Raw genomic sequence first — 18,976 nt, forward strand, 5'->3', positions numbered from 1 at the left:
TGTCCTCTTGTCCATGACCTTAACGCCAGTTCCGGACGGAAAGAACAGGAGAATGGCAAGGCCGGCCCGATTCACGCGCGGGTTTCACTCTCCGGTTTCCTTTCCGGCCTCTACGCCCGTGCAGGGGCGCAGCACGAGGGATGCCTGGCGCTTCCGGCCGAATTCCCGGCAACCGCCCGCATCGCAAAGCGTCCAGCCGGAAACGGTCGCGCCGGATGCGGCGAGCACGAGTTCCGGCAGCGGCGGGACATGCGGCTCCCACACCCACCAGCCGTCCTGTCGCCGCGCGCCGTCGCCCGGTTCCATCCCGGCGCCCGATCCCTTGACACGCGCCTCCTTCAGCACCAGCCCTTCCTTCGTCGCCGTCCAGCTTTCCTGCCAGGCGATCTTTTCCACCGAATGGGTCCAGCTGAGGGTGAAGAGGCCGGCGGCAACGGCGATAGCCTTGCCGCCGGCGATGCAGACCGACATGCTCATGCCGGACGCGGCGTGGTTGCCGGCGGCTCCGCCGCCTTTGCCCTGCGCCAGATGAGGAAGGCGAAGAGCGCGCCGAGGGCAAAGCCGACTTCATCCGTCAGGGGCAGCGCCGCGAGCATGCTGAACGAGGCGATGGTGGCGAGCGCCCGTTCGGCGATCGTGAGCCGGACAGCGGCGAAGCCGACCACCGCGGCCCCCCACAGGGCGATGGCAAAGCCCGTCTTGACGACGATATAAGCGACCGCGGCCGGATAGCCGAAGGAGGCAGCGAGTGCCCCGCCGTCCTGGAGCATGAGCGCGGGCGAATAGACCGCCATGAAGGGGATGACGAAGCCGGCCGCCGCGACCTTGATGGCCTCGATGGATATCTTCAGGCCGCTTTCGCGAGCGATCGGCGCGGCGGCGAAGCAGGCGAGCGCCACCGGCGGCGTCAGGTCGGCGAGAATGCCGAAATAGAACACGAACATGTGGCTGACGATGAGGGGCACGCCGAGCTCGAGAAGCGCCGGCCCCGCAATCGATGACGTGATGATGTAGTTCGGGATCGTCGGGATGCCCATGCCGAGCACGAGGCACGTCACCATCGTCAGGAGCAGGGACAGGAAGAGGCTCTTGCCGCCGACCGAGACGATGAACTGGCCGAACGTGTTGGCCGCGCCGGTCAGTGTCATGGTGCCGATGATGATGCCGACAAGCGCGCAGGCGATGGCCACGGGCAGGGCGGTCTTGGCGCCCTCGGCAAGCGCGTCGCGGCAGACGGCAAGCGTCTCCCGGCCGCCCTTCCACAGCGCGTTGACGATGATCAGCGCCACCAGGGCGAGGATCACGACCTTGATGCCGAACTCGAAGAAGCTGGCGGCCACGAGGCCGAGGCCGATCCAGAAGATGGCCCGCACGACCATCGAGGGAAGGCCGATGGCTATGGAACTGCCGAGAATGAGAAGCATCGTGAAGCCGAGGCCGACGGTGCCGGCGAAAAGCGGCGTGTAGCCGGAGAACAGCAGCCAGATAAGCGCACCGAGTGGCAGGACCAGATACCAGCCCTCCATGATCGCGGCTCGCGCCGACGGCAGCTCGTTGCGCGGCAGGCCGAGCAGTCCGCGCTTGCCGGCCTCCAGATGCACCATCCAGAAGGCGGAGGCGAAGTAGAGGATGGCCGGAATGACCGCGGCCTTGACGATCTCGTGATATTCCACGCCCAGCGTCTCGGCCATGATGAAGGCGACGGCGCCCATGACCGGCGGCATGATCTGTCCGCCCATGGAGGCCGTGGCCTCAACACCGCCGGCAAAGGCCGAGCGGTAGCCGAAGCGCTTCATCAGCGGAATGGTGAACTGGCCGGTGGTGACCACATTGGCGACGCCCGAGCCGGAAATCGTACCCATCAGCGCGGACGAGATGATCGCCACCTTCGCCGCGCCGCCGCGCCGCGCCCCGACGAGGCTGAGCGAGACGTCGTTGAAGAGCTGGATCATGCCCGCTTTCTCGAGGAAGGCGCCGAACAGGATGAAGAGGAAAATGTAGCTGGAGGAGACCAGCGTCGGAATGCCGTAGATGCCTTCCGTACCGTAGGCCATGTGGTCGATGACCTGGGAAAAGGCATAGCCGCGGTGATTGAGCGGCGAGGGCAGGTACTGGCCGAAAAGGCAATAAGCGAGGAAGACACCGGATATGATCGGTAGCGCCGGCCCCATCAGCACCCATGCGGCAGCGAAGACGACGCTGATAGCGATGACCCCGAAGACCATGTCCTGTGGCAGGGGATCGCCCGCGCGCACCAGAAGATCAGCATATTCATAGCATTGATAGAAGGCGACGGCCGCGCCGAGAACCGAAAGGCCCCAGGCGAGGGCACGCATGACCTTGCTCTTGCCGGATATGGCGGCGAGCAGCGGAAAGATCAGCACCGTGACGAAGCCGACGTGGATTGCCCGGACAAGCTGGCTCGGCGGATCGAGCAGATGCGCGGCGGTCGCGATCTGGAATATGGAGAACAGAAAGGCGATGGCAAAAAGCAGACGCCCTTCCGTTGTCGCGGGAAAAGCGCCCGCGAGCGCGTCATGCTTGCTGAGCTCGGCAGCGGCATCGCCGGCCGGTCCATGAGTATCGTGCATAGGTTCCTCCCGGATGATCGTTGGGTTTTGGGTGTCCATGCGGCGATCCTCCATCGCCGCATGGACAGCCCCTGACCGTCAGAGCAGCCCCTTTTCCTTGTAGAAGCGCTCAGCGCCCGGATGCAGCGGGATCGGCATGCCCTTCAGGGCCTGCTTGAGATCGATCTGTTCGGCTGCCTTGTGAGCCGCGACCATGGACGGCAGGTTCTCGAAGAGCTGCTTGGTCATCTGGTAGGCGGTCTCGTCGGAAACGTCGGAATGGGTCACGAGGAAGTTGACGACAGCGACGGTCGGAATGTCCTTGTCCTGGCCCTCGTAGGTACCGGCCGGAACGGTCGCCGCAATGTAGGGCGCGCCAAGCTTGGTGGCGATCTCTTCCGGCACGGACACCATCTGCACGTCGAGCGACGTCGCGAGGTCCTTGAAGGAGGAAACGCCGAGGCCGGCCGATTGCAGCGTGGCGTCGAGCTGACGGTTCTTCATCAGCTCGACGGATTCTGCGAAGGGAAGATATTCCGTCTTGCCAAGGTCGTCATAGCTCATGCCGGCCGCCGTCAGGATAGCGCGGGCATTGAGTTCCGTTCCCGACTTCGGTGCGCCGACGGAAAGGCTCTTGCCCTTGAAATCGGCAAGCGTGGCGATGCCCGATTCCTTGGATGCCATGATCTGGATGTAGTTCGGGTAGATGGCCGCGATGCCGCGCAGCTTGTCGAGCGGGGCCTTGAAGCCGGCTTCCGCATTGCCTTCCCAGGCGAGCTTGACGGAGTCACCTAATGCGAAGGCGATCTCGCCGCGGCCCTGCTGCAGAAGGTTGAGGTTCTCGACCGAGGCCTTGGTCGCCTGAACCTGGGTGCGCACGCCCTCGATCTTGTCGCCGTAGATCTTCGACAGCGCGACACCGAGCGGATAATAGACGCCGGACGTGCCCCCCGTCAGGATGTTGATGAACTCGTCCGCTCTTGCCGAGGTGCCCGGCAGGGCGATGGACAGGCTGGCGATCGCGGTAATGGCGATACGTTGCATGATTTGCTTCATGGAAAATCCTCCCGTGGTGTGAACCGGCGCGGCTCTCTCCCTCCGCGCCGTTCAGATACCCAGCAAGAGCCGGGCCAAACGTAAGTCATTGTATTTTCGTGCAGGGGTTGGCAATCGGCGGGGTATTTAGGCGGAATGTTGCCGAACCCTCGATCTTCCTAGCAAGAATATGCCTGGTTTGCGCGTGCCAATCCTCTTACTCGTTCGTTCGCCAGCCGCCGTTGACCTTGCCGACGACGCCGAGGCTCAGGCGGGTTGCGCTTCGTCGGAATGGCGCGCCTGCCAATGGCGCAGCAGGACCGGTATGAAAAGGGCGACGCCGAGCAGCGACGAATAGAGTTCCGGCGCAACGAGGAGCAGTGCGGCCAGCACCAGCATCGCGTTCTCCCAGGGGCGCGTGCGAACCAGCAGGTAACGCGACAGCGCAGCGCCGAGGCAGGTGATGCCGAGGATGCAGCCGAGGAAGGCCAGGAAGAAGTCCGGCCAGTTGAAGTCCTTCGTTACCAGAAGCAGGGACGGGGAGAAGACAAACACGAAGGGAACCAGCGCCTTGCCGAGGCCAAGCCGGAAGGCCGTGTTGCCGGTCTTGAACGGGTCCGAGCCTGCCATGCCCGCCGCCGCATAGGCCGCGAGCGCCACCGGCGGGGTGATATCCGCCAGCAGCCCATAATAAAAGACGAAGAAGTGGGCGACGATCGGCTCGACCCCGAGCATGACGAGTGCCGGCGCCGCGATGGTCACCATGATGATGTAGTTGGCTGTCGTCGGAATGCCGCAGCCCATGAGGATGCACACCACGCCGGTCATCAGCAGGGTGAACAGCAGCGTTAGGCCCTGCGTCGAGAAGATCATCTCGGGAATGAAAGTGCTGAATAGCAGCGAAAGATGCCCCGCCGTCGACGTGACGATATAGGACAGCTTGAAGCCGACGCCCGTCAGGGTGACGATGCCCACCACGATGCCGACGGTGGCGGCGGCCGCGCCGACGGCGAGCGCATATTTGGCCCCGTCGCGCAGGCAAACCACGATCTCGGCGACCGACATGCGCCGCCGCGGGTTGAGAAGGCCGACGACGATGCACAGGGTGATGCCCCAGAAGGCGGCGAGATAGGGCGTGAAACCTGAAAGCAAGACGCCAATGAGGACAACGAGCGGGATGACCGTCGGCCAGTCGCGCTTCAACGCTTCGACCACATCGGGCATTTCGTCCGGCCTGAGGCCCCTGAGGCCGGTACGCTTGGCTTCGAAATGCACCTGCATGAAGACGCCGAAGAAATGCATGAAGGCCGGCACGATGGCCGCCAGGATGATGGTCGTATAGGGTAGTTCCAGGAACTCGATCATCAGGAAGGCGGCCGCGCCCATGATCGGCGGCGTCACCTGTCCGCCCGTCGAGGAGGCGGCCTCCACTGCCGCAGCGAAATGCTTCTTGTAGCCGAGGCGGATCATCGCCGGGATGGTCAGCGAGCCTACGGTGACGGTGTTGGCGACCGACGAGCCGGAGATCATACCGAACAGCGCCGAGCCGAAGATCGACACCTTGGCGGGGCCGCCCGCATAGCGGCCGGCAACCCATGCCGCGCAGTCGAGGAAGAGCTGGCCAAGGCCGATGCGGGTAGCGAAGACACCGAAAAGGACGAAGTGGAAGACGTAGGTTGCGACGACGCCGAGGGCGATGCCGTAGATGCCCTGTGTCGTCAGGTACAGGTGATCGACGAGCTGGGCGACGGATGCGCCAGGGTGGATGAGGATGCTCGGCATATAGGGCCCGAGCAGCGCATAGGCCATGAAGATCACGGCGATGATGGGAAGGGGAATGCCGACGGAGCGGCGCGTCGCCTCGAGCAACAGCACGATGAGGATGAGGCCGAGAACCACGTCCAGCCGCGTCGGGTTGCCGACGCGGAAGGCGAGATCGTCGAGCGGGATCATCGGCACATGCATCACGACCACCACGGCGGCGATCGCCAGAAGCCAGTCGAAGACGGATATGCCGAGCGGGCGCAGCAAGCTGGATTGCGCGGGGGCGTCATAGCCCGTCTTCACCATGGGGAAGACCAGGAAAACCAGCGCCAGCACCATCGACAGATGGATGCCCCGGTGAAGCATCTCCTGCAGGAGGCCGAAGCCGGCGGTGTCGTAGTGGAACAGCGACAGGGCGACCAGCAGGAAGCCGACGAGCCAGCCGGCAGCCGGCGTCAGGGGCCGGAAGCGGATTTCGGAGTCGAATTTCTCCTCCAGCTCCCGCGCCTTCTCCTCGTCGAATTCCATGCCGGAAAGCTTGATCTTGTCGCTGCCGCCATCGCTCATGCCGGTTCCCTTTTTGACTTTTCAGACAGAAGAGGCGGAAAGCTCGCCTTCCGCCCCGCCGTTGCCAGTCTTTTGGAGAGTGCTATTTTAGGACGCCGACTTCCTTGTAGAACTTCTCCGCGCCGGGATGGAACGGGATGCCGGCGCTGGTGACCGCATTCTCGAGCGTGATGAGCTTGCCCTTGGCATGGCCGGCCTGAAGCGCCTTCTGGGTCTCGTCGCTGTAAAGCGACTTGACGATGTTGTAGACGAGGTCGTCGGCCTGCTTGGCGCTGGTCACCCACTGGGCGGCGACGGATATGGTCTTGGTCTCGCCGACATTCTTGTAGGTGCCGTCCGGAACGGTGTCGGTGGAGAAAAACTTCTGTTCTGACAGAAGCTTGTCGGCTTCCGGACCGGAGATCGGCACCAGCGTGATGTTGTTGGTGCTGGCAAGCTCGACGATGGCACCGGTCGGATAGCCGCCGACGAAGAAATAGGCATCCAGCGCGCCGTCCCGCAGACGCTCGCCGGCCGGGCCGGGCTTGAGATATTCCGGCTCGACGTCTTTTTCCGTCAGCCCATAAGCCCCGAGCACGAGCCGAGCATCGACGATGGTGCCGGAGCCGGGTTCGTCGAGGGAGACGCGCTTGCCCTTCAAGTCCGCCACCGACGTGATGCCGGCATCGGCACGGGCAACGAGATGGATGGTTTCGGGATAGAGCGTCGCGATCAGCCGCAGTTCGTCGACCTTGCCCTTACCTTCATAGAGGCCCGTTCCCGAGTGAGCCCAGTAGGCGACATCGGACTGCGTGAAGCCGGACTCGGACGCGCCCGACTGGATGGCGCTGATATTGGCCACCGAGCCGTTCGAGGATACCGCGGTGGACACGAGCCCCTCGACGCCCGCCGGTCCCGTTGCCGAGATCGCATTGGCGATCAAACCGCCGACGGGGTAATAGGTCCCCGACGTGCCGCCCGTTCCGATGCGAAAGAATGCCTGTTGCGCACGCGCGGATGAAAAACCGGCTGCCGCAAATCCTGCGACGGTTGCACCGATGGTAAAGGCGCGACGAGTAATCGAAATGCTCATAAGTACCTCCCGGCTAAAGATTACTAGCATGTTCAGTGGGTTGATGATTGTCAACCTGACGGCGCGATCTACCGGAAACCGGTCTGCCTCATGAAAGGCGCAGCAGCGTCTTGATCGCGCGCCGTTCGTCCATGGCGCGGTAGCCTTCGGCGACATCCGGCAAGGGAACTTCGAGATCGAAGACCTTGCCGGGGTCGATCCTGCGGCTCATCACCAGGTCGATCAGGTCCGGCAGGAAGCGGCGAACGGGAGCGGGGCCGCCGAGCAAGGACTTCTGGGCGAAGAACAACTGCTGGCCATCGAGTTCCACGCCGTGCGGCACGCCGACGAAGCCGATCGAGCCGCCGGGGCGGGCGGAGGCGATCGCCTGTGCCATCGATTCCTGCGTGCCGACGCATTCGAGGACGGAATCCGCGCCGATGCCGCCCGTCAGGTCCTTGACGCGGGCGACACCGTCGTCGCCCCGTTCGGAGACGATGTGCGTGGCGCCGAATTCGAGGGCGAGGTCCTGCCGGCTCTTGTGGCGGCTCATGGCGACGATCCTCTCCGCCCCCATCTGCTTTGCGGCAAGCACGCCCATGAGGCCGACCGCGCCGTCGCCGACGATGACGGCTGTGCCGCCGGGCCGGACGCGGGCGGCATCGGCGGCATACCAGCCCGTGCCGAGCACGTCTGAAACTGCGAGCAGGCTCGGGATCAGGTCGTCGTCGGGCATATGGGGCGTGGCGACCAGCGTCCCGTCGGCAAGCGGCACGCGCAGCAGCGGCGCCTGCGCCCGGCTCATGAACTCGCGGTTCTCGCAGGAGGAGGGAAAGCCGAAGCGGCAATGCGGGCAGGTATTGTCCGAGCAGCAGAAGGAGCCGACGACGAACTGGCCGGGCTTGACGGTCGTGACCGCGCTGCCGACCTCGACCACCACGCCGCAATATTCATGGCCCATATGCGTGGGGCCGTTCAGCGGCTGGAGCCCGCGATAGGGCCAGAGATCGGAGCCGCAGATGCAGGTGGCCGCCAGTTTCACGATAGCGTCGGTCGGATGGAGGATTTCCGGTTCGGCGACTTCCTCGCAGCGGATGTCGCCAGGGCTGTAGAGTACTGTTCCAAGCATGGGATAGTCCTTGTGGATTGTTTCAGGCGCGGTAGTCGACGTCGCTGACATGCTCCAACCAGTCGACGACCTTGCCGTCCTTGACCTCCTGGAGCGCGATATGGGTCATGGCGACATCGGGCGCGGCGCCATGCCAGTGCTTTTCGCCCGGCGCGAACCACACGACGTCGCCGGGGCGGATTTCCTCGACGGCGCCGCCCTCGCGCTGCACGCGTCCGAGGCCGGAGACGACGATCAGCGTCTGGCCGAGCGGATGGGTATGCCAGGCGGTGCGCGCGCCCGGCTCGAAGGTCACCTGCGCGCCCTGCACCCGTTCGGCGTCGAACGGATTGAAGAGCGGATCGATGCGCACCGTCCCGGTGAACCAGGCCTCCGGCCCCTTTGCCGAGGATCGTGTACCTGCCCGTAGAATGTCCATGGTCGTTCTCCTGTCTGTTAGCCGATAAGGGTGATTTGAAGCGGGAAAGCTCCCCGCGTCAGCAGGGGCTTGAAGCTGCCATCGATGCGGCCGAGCCGGATCAGTCCGCGGGACCAGCGATATCCCGCGTAGAAGAAGGCGAGATTGCCCCATGGAGCATAATAGCAAAGGTCTCCCGGCAACTCGTTGCCGAATGGACCGCTGCCGTCTTCGGTGAGCTTGCGAGGCAGGTCGCTGATCTTTTCATTGTCCGAGTAGTTGTCGATGGTCAAATTGTGGAGCGGCAGCATGGATGCGAAGTCGCGGGCGGACGGATTGTCCTCCAGCGTTGCCGCCATCACCTGATCGTTGAACGCGATGCGAACCTTCATCGGCGCTTTCCCTTCCGCTTTCGTCTCTGTCGTTATGCCAAGCGGGGTGGATACCGCCATCGCGAACACCGCCTGCATGGCTGTCCGGCGGGTGACGAGGTGCGGCGTCATGCCGGGTTCCTTTCGTTGTCATGAGCCGCGGCGGCAGCGGCAAGTGCCGAACCGGCCAGCAGGAACGCAGCGAGAGCGAAGGCGCTCCACCAGCCGAACGTATCGAACAACAAGCCGCCGAGCGCCGCGCCGAGGGTAATGGCGAGCTGGATGACGGCAACCTGCAAGCCGCCGCCGGCTTCCGCGTTGTCGCGCAGGGCGCGGCTCAGCCACGTACCCCAACCGACCGGCGCAGCCGTGCCAAGGAAGCCCCAGCCGACGAGGAGCGCCGCGACGGCGATGGTGGAAGAGCCGAGCGCGATCATCGCGGCCGCCAGCAGTGCCATGACGAGCGGGATGGCGATGACGAGGCTGTAGAGCCGCGTTGCCAGCAGGTAGCCGATAGCCCAGGTGCCGGCGACGCCCGCAAGGCCCATAAGAAGCAAAAGTGCCGAGAGCATCGAAACGTTGACACCGGTGACGGCTTCGAGAAACGGCCGCAGATAGGTGAAGAGGGCGAACTGACCCATGAAGAGCAGGAAGACCGACGCCATACCGAGCGCCACCTGTTGGCGCCCGAGCAGCCGGAAGACGCTGCCCGGCCTCTTGTGGCCCCGCGGCGGCAGCGACGGCATGCCGGTCCATTGCCCGACCAGTGCCAGCAAGGCGAGCGGCACGACGAGGAAGAATGCGCCGCGCCAGCCGGCATAGTCGCCGAGAAGGCTGCCGAGCGGCGCGGAAACGGTCGCTGCAATGGCATTTCCGGCGTTGATCATCGCCAGCGCCTTCGGCACGGCCTCTTCCGGCACCAGCCGCATGACGATGGCCGTCGACATCGACCAGAAACCGCCGATGGCGACACCAAGCAAAGCACGGCCGAGCATCAGCACCGCGTAGGTCGGCGCGGCCGTCACGATCAGGCCGGAAGCGACAAGCAGCAGCGAGAAAGCGAGCAGAACGCGCTTGCGGTCGATGTTCCGTACGAGGCCGGCGATGAACAGGCTGGTGACGACGGCAAAGAGGCCGGACACCGATATTGCCTGACCGGCGCGGCCCTCCGTGATGCCGAGGTCGCCGGCGATCGGCGTCAGGAGGCTGACGGGCATGAATTCCGACGCGATGAGAACGGCGACGCACAGCGCCATCGAGAAGACTGCGCCCCAAGCCGCCTGCGGCCTCGCCAGTCCATCGTCATAGGTTGCTTCCATAGAGCGTGCTTTCCACGGGAGGGGCCGGCGCGAGAACCGCGCAGCCCTGTTGGCGGAGAGATAGCATCATGAGATTGCCAGGATTAGCACCTTCAATTCGCTTGAACTTATCGACTGACGCCATAAATCGGGCTAGGTTATTCCTGATCGAAAGAGCGGCGATGCGCGAGAACTTCAATGACCTTCTATGGTTCCTTGTCGTGGCGGAGGAGCGGAGCTTCACGAAGGCCGCCGCCAAGATCGGCATTACCCAATCGACCCTGAGCCACACGATCAAGCGGCTGGAAACGCGCATGGGCCTGCGGCTCCTGGCCCGCACCACGCGCAGCGTTTCGACGACGCAAGCCGGTGAGCGGCTGCGCCAGTCGCTGGCCCCGCGCATAGCCGAGATCGAGACCGATATCGCGGCGCTGACGGCCTATCGCGATACGCCGTCGGGGACGGTGCGCCTGACCCTCTCCGACCATGCGCTCGACTGGCTCGTCTGGCCGAAATTGCAGCGGGTCCTTGCCGGCTATCCCGATCTCAAGGTCGAGTTCAGCCGCGACAACGGCTTCCGCAATATTGTCGAGGACGGGTTCGATGCCGGCGTCCGGCTCGGGGAAACGGTTGAGAAGGACATGGTGGCGGTGCGCATCGGCCCGGACTGGCGATTGGTCGCCGTCGGCGCGCCGGCATATTTTGCGGCGTGCGGCGTCCCGCAGGCGCCGCAGGACCTGGTGCATCACAACTGCATCTGCCTGCGCCTGACCACGGCGGGCGGCCTTTATGCCTGGGAGTTCCAGAGGGATGGCCGAGACATACGTATGCGCGTCGACGGTCAACTCACCTTCAATTCGACCCTGCCGATGGTCGAAGCCGCCATAGCCGGCTACGGCATCGCTTATGTGCCGGAAGATATCGTGGCCGTGCATGTTGCCGCCGGCCGGCTGCGGATCGTCCTTGAGGAGTGGTCGCCGCCTTTCACCGGCTATTATCTCTACTATCCGAGCCGCCGGCAGAATGCGCCGGCCTTCAAGGTCCTTGTGGACGCCCTCCGGCACGGCGCGGCTCATGCCGATGCAGGTTAGTGCTCCTCCACGAGGTCCTCATTCCTCTTTTGCCGGATATGCGGCAGTGTAGGCCGTCCGGTTGGTGAGCCTCGTGATGGCGAACTGCCGGGTGAGGCTGAACGCATCGCTCGCGTGCCGTGCGTTCCCTTGTTTAAGGTCGATGTCGCATGCGACCGCTAGAATATTCCTGGGCGGTGCTGTAGCGTCATCTCGTCGCCTTCGTGTCGCTCGGAACCATCGGCGTCGCGGGTTTCACCGCCACCCTGTTCCTCGGAAGGAAGACGTGGAGCCCGGTGACGGCGGCGCTCGTCATGGGGACCGGTCCGCTGATAATGAAGCTGCTTAACCCTTCCTGCTCGGGCGGCTGCCGTTGTTGTTCTCTGCGCTTGGCGTGGTCGTGAGCCTGATCGGTGTCGCCCCGCACAAGCATCGCCGCCTCACAAGGACCGCTCCGGCCTGCGTCCAGCAATCGAACGAATCGGTTGCAAACGGGCAAAACTAATTAGCCGCCTATCCTTTTCGATCGGAAACATCGTTGCAAGGCTTGCTGTCGCAGAACTGTCATATAGGTTATCCCTGCACTGAAATTCCAAGATGATGATGCGCCAGCGAGACGTGTCACAAAGACAGGGAGGCAATCATGAAATCGTTCATCACGGCACTCGCAGCAGCTGCATTGACGTCGATCCTCGCGGTGAGTTCGGCGCATGCGCTGACGGTCTACTCCAGCGTCGATGAGGAGAATGCCAAGAAGCTGCTTGATGCCTTTTCAAAGGCGACAGGGGTGAAGACGCAGATGGTCTTCCTGTCCTCCGGGCCTGCTCTCTCACGGATCGAGGCGGAAAAGGACCGCCCACAGGCGGATGTGTGGTTTGGCGCTCCGAGCGAAAACCACATTCTGGCAAAGGAGCGGGGGTTGACTGAGCCCTACGTTTCTCAGAACGCTTCGGCTCTTTCCGACCAGTTCAAGGACAAGGAAGGGTATTGGCATGCGATCTACACCAATCCGCTGGCGATCGGAGTGCGAACCGATATCCTGCAAAGCCGGAACGCCCCGGTTCCAGCCTCGTGGGAGGATCTGAAAAACCCCGCATACAAGGGTCTTATTCAGATGCCGTCGCCGCAATCCTCCGGCACGGCCTATTCGCTGATCCTGACCCTGATTGAGGAGCGGGGTGAAGACGCGGCCTTCGACTACCTGAAGGCCATCAATCCGAATGTCCAGACCTATACCCAGAGCGGCACGGCTCCCAGCGGTGCTCTCGGCGTCGGCGAAACGCCACTGGCCATCCAGTTCACACCGGGTTTCCTCAAGCTCGCCGACGAAGGATATCCTGTTGAGGTCGTGTTCCCGAGCGAAGGGGTCGGCTACGAGGTTGCATCGATGTCGATCCTGAAGGGGGCAGAGAATCTCGACGACGCCAAGAAGCTCGTCGACTGGATCACCTCGGCTGAAGGCCAGGGTGCATTGAGCGCGACCAAGACCTATTTCCTGCCGATCCGCACCGATGTGAGCGGCGGTGCTGGCGTGCCGGCACTGGACAAGATCAAGCTCGTCTCCACGGATCCCACCTTCGCTGCCGAAAACAAGAAGAAGCTGGTCGAGCGGTGGACCAGGGATGTGCTGGGCCAGTAACGTTGTCTCGCAATATCCGCTCAGAACTGCGTCAGCTTGGCCGCGATCCGATTCTTCTCGTATTGTTGCTGGCGATAGCAGTGTCGATCATCGTCTTCGTGATCTACCCGCTGGTCAACGTCCTGTTGGCCAGCGTGCAGGTCGATGGCGCCTGGACGTTCGACGGGTATCGTGAGATCGCCGAACGGCGTCTTTATCGCAACGCACTCGTCAACAGTCTGTCCGTGGGCGTCGTTGTCGGGGTTCTCTCCGTTGCCCTCGGCTATCTCGTCGCCTTCGTGCTGACGCGACTCGACGTGCCGGGGAAAAAGCTTCTGCACTATCTGACGATCCTGCCGATCGTTTCGCCGCCTTTCGTCAGCGCGGTGTCGATCCTCTTCCTGTTTGGCTTCAACGGGCTGGTCACCCGCCAGATTTTCGGCCTCAACGACTTCTCGATCTACGGGTTTCATGGCGTGGTGCTGTCGCAGGTGTTCACCTTCGCTCCGATCGCCTATCTTTCGCTGCGCGGAGTTCTCGCCTCACTTAGCCCGACGCTTGAGGACGCGGCTCTGAACATCGGTGCGACGCGGTGGCAGGCCTTCTGGAAGGTGAGCTTTCCTCTGTCGCTTCCCGGCATCGCAAGCGCCTTCCTGGTGGTCTTCATCGAATCCATGGCCGACTTCGGCAATCCACTGGTGCTTGCCGGAGCAGCCTTTCCAATGCTGGCGCCGCAGGCGTATCTGGAGATCACCGGTTCCTTCAACCTGTCTCGCGGCGCCACGCTTGCCATCGTCCTTCTGATCCCATCGCTGACGGCCTTCGCAATCCAACGCTATTATCTCGCGAAGCGCCAATACATCACCGTGACCGGCAAGCCGACCGCTTCGACGAGCAAGATCGTGACGCCGACAGTCAAATGGACGCTTTACGCGCTAGTGCTTCTGTTCGCCGCGTTCGTCACCGTCTTCTATGCGGTCATCCTCGTGGGCGCCTCGACCAAGGTGTGGGGCTTCAACTACACGCCGACGTTGGACCACTTCATCTACGTATTCAATGTCGGGCTGGATTCGGTGATCGACACGCTGCTGGTTGCCATTGTATCGACACCGATCAGCGGCCTGCTGGGAATGATCGTCGCATTTCTTGTCGTGCGCAGGGTCTTTCCCGGCCGAACGGCGCTTGAATTCGGTTCGATCCTGTCGTTCGCGGTTCCAGGCACTGTCGTCGGTATCGGCTATATTCTGGCATTCAATACCCCTCCGCTGATTCTCACAGGGACCTTTGCGATCCTCGTTCTGTGTTTTGTGTTTCGCTACGTCCCTGTCGGCATTCAGTCCGGTATTGCCGTGCTGCGGCAGATCGATCCCTCGATCGAGGAGGCGGCTCAGAATCTCGGGGCCGATGGCATCACGACCTTTCGCAAAGTGACCTTGCCGTTGATCGCGCCCGCCTTCTTCTCCGGGCTCGTCTACGCCTTCGTGCGCGCGATGACGGCAATCAGCGCGGCCATCTTCCTGGTCTCGGCCAATTGGAATCTGATGACCGTGCAAATCCTGAACCAGGTCGGTTCAGGTCGGCTTGGGGTTTCCGCGGCATTCAGCGTGGTGGTGATCGTCATCGTACTGATCGCCATCACCATCATAAGTTATCTCGTCGGTCGCTGGAGCCGTCATACATCCATGGTGAGATTCCAATGATAGACAATATTCGCATCGTCGGCCTCAACAAGGTCTTTTCCAGCCCGGAAGGCGGATCGGTCGCGGCCGTCAGGGATGTGAACCTCGACATTGGCGCGGGCAAGCTTGTCACGCTGCTCGGTCCGTCCGGCTGCGGCAAGACAACGCTCCTGCGCATGATCGCGGGCTTCGAGGAACCCTCTTCGGGAGACATCATGTTCGGCGATCGTCGAATGAACGACGAGCCGCCAAATACGCGCGAGACCGCAATGGTCTTCCAGTCCTATGCGATCTTCCCGCATTTGAACGTGTTCGAGAACGTGGCATTTGGCCTGCGATTGCGCAAGATCGCCCAGGCCGAGGTCGAGAGGCGTGTTAGCCGCGTGCTGGAGCAGACGGGGCTTGCGGGATACGCGAAACGCTCACCGAGCCAACTCTCCGGCGGACAGCAACAACGCGTGGCGCTCGCCCGTTGCATCGTCATGGAGCCAAAGGTGCTGCTGTTCGACGAGCCGCTCTCCAATCTGGATGCGAAGCTGCGCGAACAGATGCGCGTGGAAATCCGGGAATTGCAGCAACGCGTCGGGATTACCAGCATCTATGTCACCCACGATCAGGTCGAGGCGATGAGCATCTCCGACGAGATTGTAGTGATGAATGCCGGCGTCGTTGAGCAGGTAGGCACCCCGCAAGAGATCTATGCCTATCCCGGCAACCGGTTTGTGGCCGACTTCATCGGCAAGGCAAACTTTGTGCAAGCGGTGGCGAGCGGCCATGCCGGGGTAAAAGTCGGCGAAATGGAGTTAAACCTTCCTCGGATGCCAAAAGTTGCCGGGGGTGCAGCCGCTACGCTCGTAATTCGCCCTGAAGCCATTCACCTTTCCAGGGAGAACGGGGAGTTTCGCGGCATTGTCCGCAGGGCCATGTTTCTCGGGAACATTGCAGAATATATCGTGGAAATCGAAGGTATCGGCACCTGGCTCGTCGACAGTTCCAATCCGGCTGAGGCAGGGCTGTTCCAGGTGGGTGAAAGCGTCTTCTTGCGACCGTCTCCAAGCTCCATTCATGTCCTTGTTTGACAGGCGTTCAGTCTCCTCGCTTCGCGAGTTACTCTATGCGCAACAAAGGTTTGGGCGTCTGTGTAGTCTAGTGTGGGGTACAATGAGAAAGGTGCCTGTTCCGGCGGTTCGCTTTCGATCGTAATCAAGGGTAAGCACTCAAGGTGTCGGTCTGTCACTGTGTAGAATGTCAGCGCCGAACTGGGTCGGCATTCGGGATCGCAGTCTTCTTCGATACGGGGGCGATCGAACCGTGTGGGCCTCGACGACTTCCGTAAGGACAGGGATAGTGGCAAGTCGGTCGAGCTTTTTCCCAAAAAATGAAGGTCGACAGTATTCTCAAGGCCGGAGTTCAGGTCCGATACAACAGCGATCGGCTTGAATGTTTCGACGACGAGAAGGGCTGCAGGCTGTGAAGCCATCGCTGGCTCGTCATTGAGCGGTCTTAAGTTCTGCGTCTGCGCATTGACTCCTGGATGCCATGTCAGCGCAACCAGCTGATGGCTCCCTGAGCTACTGGTTTATCCAGCCCCGATCTGTTCGATCTGTTCGATCATCTGCCCGTGCGGATCATGTTCTCCTCACATCGCCGGCACTCCGACTGAAGCAGGGATGACGGATTGCTCCCAAAAAAGGACAACCAATAGGCGTCTTAACCTACTGCTGATTTTCAATGAAATCGCTGATTGATATCAATTTCCAAGCCTATTACTGATAGAAAAGTATGTCAAATTGCACATCATGCGTGCAATTAATTACCATTCATTAATCGCTCTTGCGCAAAGTGGCTGTTATAACTATCGTTCAGGTTGTGTAAATTCCATCTGCCGAGGGAATGACATGAGGACGAAACTGGAACTGAAATCTCACCCTGTCATCGACCACAGAACACAGGATGACAGCTACGTCACGCAGATGCTGCGCGAGCTTGCGATCCAGGCCAAGTTGAGAAACACGGAGCTTGCCTATTTTATCGAGATGGCGGCAGCCTGTTCGCAGGCGGTCGACGAAAAAGAAGGCCGCGCCCGGCGCCAGAGCCTGGCTGTTTCGGCGTAACGACTATTCAGCCACGCAGCGTTTTTGAGTCGTGGTTGCCACGCCTTCATCATGAGCCTGCGGGCGATCCAGGGACTGTACGACCTTCCGGTGTTTCTTGATCGCCTGCACCGCTTCTTCCGGCGTCAATCCATCGCGCATGGCATAGCGCGCGACACCCATGGCCAACCTCATCTCAGCTTCGTACTTGGAGCGTGTCATGGGTTCTCTCTAATCGGGATGCGCGAAATTTCTATCGATTTCGCGGATAAGTCAACCGTCTGAACTTATCGATTAGATCTGGGTTCTGCCGGACACATCAGTATCCGGCCCGTCTCCACCCTGCGGTCCGTGCATCGGCTTCGGAGCAAAACCACCGTTCACCCCTTGTGTAGGTGATACGGGTGTTTTCGTAATAGTGTTGCCCTGGAACGTGATAAATCCGTTGACCGCCGTTGTACGATACGTTGCCCTTGATGTTGCAACTCGGATCGTAGATCTCGCGCGGGACGAGGGAATACCCGCCCATAGCCAGGAAGCTGGTGACCGACGCGCCAATGACGAGGTAGGTGAAGTTGCTCATGCCGGCAGGATAACCGTTGGGCGTTTCCTACCAGTTTCAACATTACGTAAAGTTGTAGCGGGGATCACCAAAATGCAAGTCGCCTATATGAATTGGCGTTTTCGTGCTCGCCGTGGACGCGGAAGGCATCTGGAAACGCATTCGTGATTCCTGCCTTCCTGATATCCAGAAACGCAGCATCCGCTTGGGCAAGCTCATCCGCTGACTGATTGGACGGAACCAACAGGTAGAGCTTCAGCCGGAAAGCAAGATCATCTCTGGCTCTCCGCCATTTGTGCGAACAAAGTACCTCGTGGTTTGACAAGGTGCTGGGCTGTCTCGGCCTTGCCGTAGCCGGTAAAATCGCATGCTGCGACAGTCTGCCAGCCTTCGCGTTCTGCCATCGCTGGAGTGGCGGGTCGGGCCGGTCGCGCGCTGCACGAACTGCGGAAAGGTCAACGATGTCATGATCTTTCCCCTGTCGTCTGGCGGTGCTATGGCGGCCCCGGCAGACCGACCAACCCGGCTCGAAGGGATTGTTTCCTCGTCGGCGTGGAACAATCGCGCTCAGCCGGCAGTTGCCCAGCGGCAGCCAACCGGAGAGCAAAACATGAAATCCCAGCACGCAATCGAGCCGCCGCGGCAAAGCGGCGATTATTCTGGACGCGAGGTGGATTGCCTGGCTGCACTCAGGCCTTCTGTCGCTGACCTCGTGCTCAGGTTCCCCGAAGCGTTGGCAGGTGCCATGGCGGGAGACATATCCTCCCAGTTTGCCGAACTTGCGAGGCAAGCCGTAAAGGCAGGCTGGCAACGGAACGAGGCCGAGGCGTCAATCCGCCGGCTTTCGCGCGAACAGGAAGGGGCGCGGGGAACACTCTTTGACTGATTTCAAGGAACTTTCTCCACCGTCGCGGGTTGCCTAGCCTATGAAATCGACCGACACCAAGGCTAAATCCGGCATGATGACCTTTGGACTGATCCTCCTTGCCGCGGCCCTCATCATGGCGGGGCTCTACTTTTTCTTCCTGATGCCAGGCCAGCCGGACCCGAACGGTCTTCCGCATGCCGGCGACGAGACGAGCGAGGGAGGGCGGTCATGAACGACGAGGAGGCCCTCATCGGGCTTTCCCCTTCGGCGGATTCCCCGGCGTAGAAAAGACGCAAGGTTTTGGTGGGCCGCGGAGCACTGATGTAGATCGTTGGCGTCGCGCTCGCCGCCTTCGGTTTTTATATCCTGATCGCGCTCTACGGCATTTCCACCAGCCAATAGCCGTTCGAAACGCGCCAGACAAAGCCCATGATCGCAGACGAAAGGGAACGTTCTCGCTTTATCGTGGTTCGGGAGCCGAAGGGGAGGGTGCGAATCGTTCCGGCTGCCGCTGGGCGGACTATCCGTCTTCGCCTCATCCCAGCTCGATAGAACCATGCTTTTAAGGACATCCTTCTCCAGGTTTGTCGTTCCACCGCCGCCATCACCTGCCCGCGCCAGCCTGGATGACGCCTCCGATCTCTATAAGACGTTCCGTGACAAGAATGACGCCTATATCGAGGTTGTACTCAAGCCCTGAACACAAGATGCCGATGGGATGGTGCTGTTTCAAAATCCAGGATCATGACGGCGCGTGCCTCAGCCGGACCGTGCACTCGAGCTTCCCGACCTCCAGCATGCCAAGGAAAAGGCAAAGACCCTTCTGGCGGAGAGGGCGCTCGGCGGTTTGCCGAGGGAGCCGTCGACAGCATTTCCGTTGCAAGATGGCAGCCGCATGCCGATT

Annotated in this window: 19 protein-coding genes; 8 read left to right on the plus strand and 11 right to left on the minus strand. The window is 61.7% G+C overall.

The window, feature by feature from the left end; translation table 11 throughout:
* Positions 1-84: 84 nt before the first annotated feature.
* From ACZ5TO_RS20245 to ACZ5TO_RS20285, 9 genes are all read right to left on the minus strand, one after another.
* The gene (locus ACZ5TO_RS20245) at positions 85-477 is read right to left on the minus strand and encodes a DUF1850 domain-containing protein (protein WP_464800442.1); all 393 of its coding nucleotides are present in this window, start codon (positions 475-477) and stop codon (positions 85-87) included.
* Positions 474-2,591 (minus strand): TRAP transporter permease, encoded by a 2,118-nt coding sequence (locus ACZ5TO_RS20250; protein WP_464800443.1) that lies wholly within the window; start codon positions 2,589-2,591, stop codon positions 474-476. The genes ACZ5TO_RS20245 and ACZ5TO_RS20250 overlap by 4 nt, the downstream gene beginning before the upstream one ends.
* A 78-nt stretch (positions 2,592-2,669) precedes the next feature.
* Complete coding sequence (locus tag ACZ5TO_RS20255) at positions 2,670-3,614, minus strand: TAXI family TRAP transporter solute-binding subunit (RefSeq protein WP_464800444.1); 945 nt, start codon at positions 3,612-3,614, stop codon at positions 2,670-2,672.
* A gap of 258 nt (positions 3,615-3,872) precedes the next feature.
* The gene (locus ACZ5TO_RS20260) at positions 3,873-5,936 is read right to left on the minus strand and encodes a TRAP transporter permease (RefSeq protein ID WP_464800445.1); all 2,064 of its coding nucleotides are present in this window, start codon (positions 5,934-5,936) and stop codon (positions 3,873-3,875) included.
* Positions 5,937-6,018: 82 nt separating this feature from the next.
* A complete protein-coding gene (locus ACZ5TO_RS20265) occupies positions 6,019-7,008 on the minus strand; it encodes a TAXI family TRAP transporter solute-binding subunit (RefSeq protein WP_184146619.1) in 990 nt (329 codons plus the stop codon).
* An 88-nt stretch (positions 7,009-7,096) separates the two neighbouring features.
* Complete coding sequence (locus tag ACZ5TO_RS20270) at positions 7,097-8,116, minus strand: zinc-dependent alcohol dehydrogenase family protein (protein ID WP_464800446.1); 1,020 nt, start codon at positions 8,114-8,116, stop codon at positions 7,097-7,099.
* Between the two features lie 22 nt (positions 8,117-8,138).
* Positions 8,139-8,534, minus strand: coding sequence for a (R)-mandelonitrile lyase (locus ACZ5TO_RS20275; RefSeq protein WP_464800447.1), 396 nt, complete (start codon positions 8,532-8,534; stop codon positions 8,139-8,141).
* 17 nt (positions 8,535-8,551) lie between these two features.
* A complete protein-coding gene (locus ACZ5TO_RS20280) occupies positions 8,552-9,016 on the minus strand; it encodes a cyclophilin-like fold protein (protein WP_464800448.1) in 465 nt (154 codons plus the stop codon).
* Complete coding sequence (locus ACZ5TO_RS20285) at positions 9,013-10,203, minus strand: MFS transporter (protein WP_464800449.1); 1,191 nt, start codon at positions 10,201-10,203, stop codon at positions 9,013-9,015. Before ACZ5TO_RS20285 ends, ACZ5TO_RS20280 begins: the two co-directional genes overlap by 4 nt.
* Before the next feature lie 161 nt (positions 10,204-10,364).
* Here ACZ5TO_RS20285 and ACZ5TO_RS20290 point away from each other — a divergent pair, with 161 nt between their 5' ends.
* The 6 genes from ACZ5TO_RS20290 (at position 10,365) to ACZ5TO_RS20315 (ending at position 16,663) form a co-directional block, all read left to right on the plus strand.
* Positions 10,365-11,273, plus strand: coding sequence for a LysR family transcriptional regulator (locus ACZ5TO_RS20290; RefSeq protein ID WP_464800450.1), 909 nt, complete (start codon positions 10,365-10,367; stop codon positions 11,271-11,273).
* A gap of 622 nt (positions 11,274-11,895) precedes the next feature.
* On the plus strand, positions 11,896-12,891 hold the full coding sequence (locus ACZ5TO_RS20295) for an ABC transporter substrate-binding protein (RefSeq protein ID WP_464800451.1): 996 nt from the start codon (positions 11,896-11,898) through the stop codon (positions 12,889-12,891).
* Positions 12,892-12,893: 2 nt separating this feature from the next.
* Positions 12,894-14,570, plus strand: a complete 1,677-nt coding sequence (locus tag ACZ5TO_RS20300) for an ABC transporter permease (protein ID WP_464800452.1) — start codon at positions 12,894-12,896, stop codon at positions 14,568-14,570.
* Entirely contained in the window at positions 14,567-15,628 is a 1,062-nt protein-coding gene (locus tag ACZ5TO_RS20305; RefSeq protein WP_464800453.1) for an ABC transporter ATP-binding protein, read from the plus strand. Before ACZ5TO_RS20300 ends, ACZ5TO_RS20305 begins: the two co-directional genes overlap by 4 nt.
* 143 nt (positions 15,629-15,771) lie before the next feature.
* Positions 15,772-15,885, plus strand: a complete 114-nt coding sequence (locus ACZ5TO_RS20310) for a GFA family protein (protein WP_464800454.1) — start codon at positions 15,772-15,774, stop codon at positions 15,883-15,885.
* 562 nt (positions 15,886-16,447) lie between these two features.
* Complete coding sequence (locus ACZ5TO_RS20315; RefSeq protein ID WP_464800455.1) at positions 16,448-16,663, plus strand: hypothetical protein; 216 nt, start codon at positions 16,448-16,450, stop codon at positions 16,661-16,663.
* A gap of 3 nt (positions 16,664-16,666) precedes the next feature.
* Here the strand turns inward: ACZ5TO_RS20315 and ACZ5TO_RS20320 are convergent, their stop codons facing one another.
* Both ACZ5TO_RS20320 and ACZ5TO_RS20325 read right to left on the minus strand, forming a co-directional pair.
* Positions 16,667-16,864, minus strand: a complete 198-nt coding sequence (locus tag ACZ5TO_RS20320) for a hypothetical protein (protein ID WP_464800456.1) — start codon at positions 16,862-16,864, stop codon at positions 16,667-16,669.
* A 97-nt stretch (positions 16,865-16,961) separates the two neighbouring features.
* Positions 16,962-17,225, minus strand: coding sequence for a sunset domain-containing protein (locus ACZ5TO_RS20325; RefSeq protein ID WP_464800457.1), 264 nt, complete (start codon positions 17,223-17,225; stop codon positions 16,962-16,964).
* A 589-nt stretch (positions 17,226-17,814) separates the two neighbouring features.
* Here ACZ5TO_RS20325 and ACZ5TO_RS20330 point away from each other — a divergent pair.
* Entirely contained in the window at positions 17,815-18,090 is a 276-nt protein-coding gene (locus ACZ5TO_RS20330; protein WP_464800458.1) for a hypothetical protein, read from the plus strand.
* 40 nt (positions 18,091-18,130) lie between these two features.
* Complete coding sequence (locus ACZ5TO_RS20335) at positions 18,131-18,304, plus strand: hypothetical protein (protein ID WP_464800459.1); 174 nt, start codon at positions 18,131-18,133, stop codon at positions 18,302-18,304.
* The last annotated feature ends 672 nt before the right edge of the window (positions 18,305-18,976 follow it).

This window comes from Shinella sp. Sh6 (assembly GCF_055392685.1).

Coding starts and splice junctions, on each gene's coding strand:
- ACZ5TO_RS20265 (WP_184146619.1), bottom strand. CDS start 7,008: ATGAGCATTTCGATTACTCGTCGCGCCTTTACCATCGGTGCAACCGTC.
- ACZ5TO_RS20335 (WP_464800459.1), top strand. CDS start 18,131: ATGAAATCGACCGACACCAAGGCTAAATCCGGCATGATGACCTTTGGA.
- ACZ5TO_RS20250 (WP_464800443.1), bottom strand. CDS start 2,591: ATGCACGATACTCATGGACCGGCCGGCGATGCCGCTGCCGAGCTCAGC.
- ACZ5TO_RS20245 (WP_464800442.1), bottom strand. CDS start 477: ATGAGCATGTCGGTCTGCATCGCCGGCGGCAAGGCTATCGCCGTTGCC.
- ACZ5TO_RS20270 (WP_464800446.1), bottom strand. CDS start 8,116: ATGCTTGGAACAGTACTCTACAGCCCTGGCGACATCCGCTGCGAGGAA.
- ACZ5TO_RS20325 (WP_464800457.1), bottom strand. CDS start 17,225: ATGAGCAACTTCACCTACCTCGTCATTGGCGCGTCGGTCACCAGCTTC.
- ACZ5TO_RS20280 (WP_464800448.1), bottom strand. CDS start 9,016: ATGACGCCGCACCTCGTCACCCGCCGGACAGCCATGCAGGCGGTGTTC.
- ACZ5TO_RS20320 (WP_464800456.1), bottom strand. CDS start 16,864: ATGACACGCTCCAAGTACGAAGCTGAGATGAGGTTGGCCATGGGTGTC.
- ACZ5TO_RS20290 (WP_464800450.1), top strand. CDS start 10,365: ATGCGCGAGAACTTCAATGACCTTCTATGGTTCCTTGTCGTGGCGGAG.
- ACZ5TO_RS20315 (WP_464800455.1), top strand. CDS start 16,448: ATGAGGACGAAACTGGAACTGAAATCTCACCCTGTCATCGACCACAGA.
- ACZ5TO_RS20305 (WP_464800453.1), top strand. CDS start 14,567: ATGATAGACAATATTCGCATCGTCGGCCTCAACAAGGTCTTTTCCAGC.
- ACZ5TO_RS20285 (WP_464800449.1), bottom strand. CDS start 10,203: ATGGAAGCAACCTATGACGATGGACTGGCGAGGCCGCAGGCGGCTTGG.
- ACZ5TO_RS20275 (WP_464800447.1), bottom strand. CDS start 8,534: ATGGACATTCTACGGGCAGGTACACGATCCTCGGCAAAGGGGCCGGAG.
- ACZ5TO_RS20295 (WP_464800451.1), top strand. CDS start 11,896: ATGAAATCGTTCATCACGGCACTCGCAGCAGCTGCATTGACGTCGATC.
- ACZ5TO_RS20260 (WP_464800445.1), bottom strand. CDS start 5,936: ATGAGCGATGGCGGCAGCGACAAGATCAAGCTTTCCGGCATGGAATTC.
- ACZ5TO_RS20255 (WP_464800444.1), bottom strand. CDS start 3,614: ATGCAACGTATCGCCATTACCGCGATCGCCAGCCTGTCCATCGCCCTG.
- ACZ5TO_RS20330 (WP_464800458.1), top strand. CDS start 17,815: ATGAAATCCCAGCACGCAATCGAGCCGCCGCGGCAAAGCGGCGATTAT.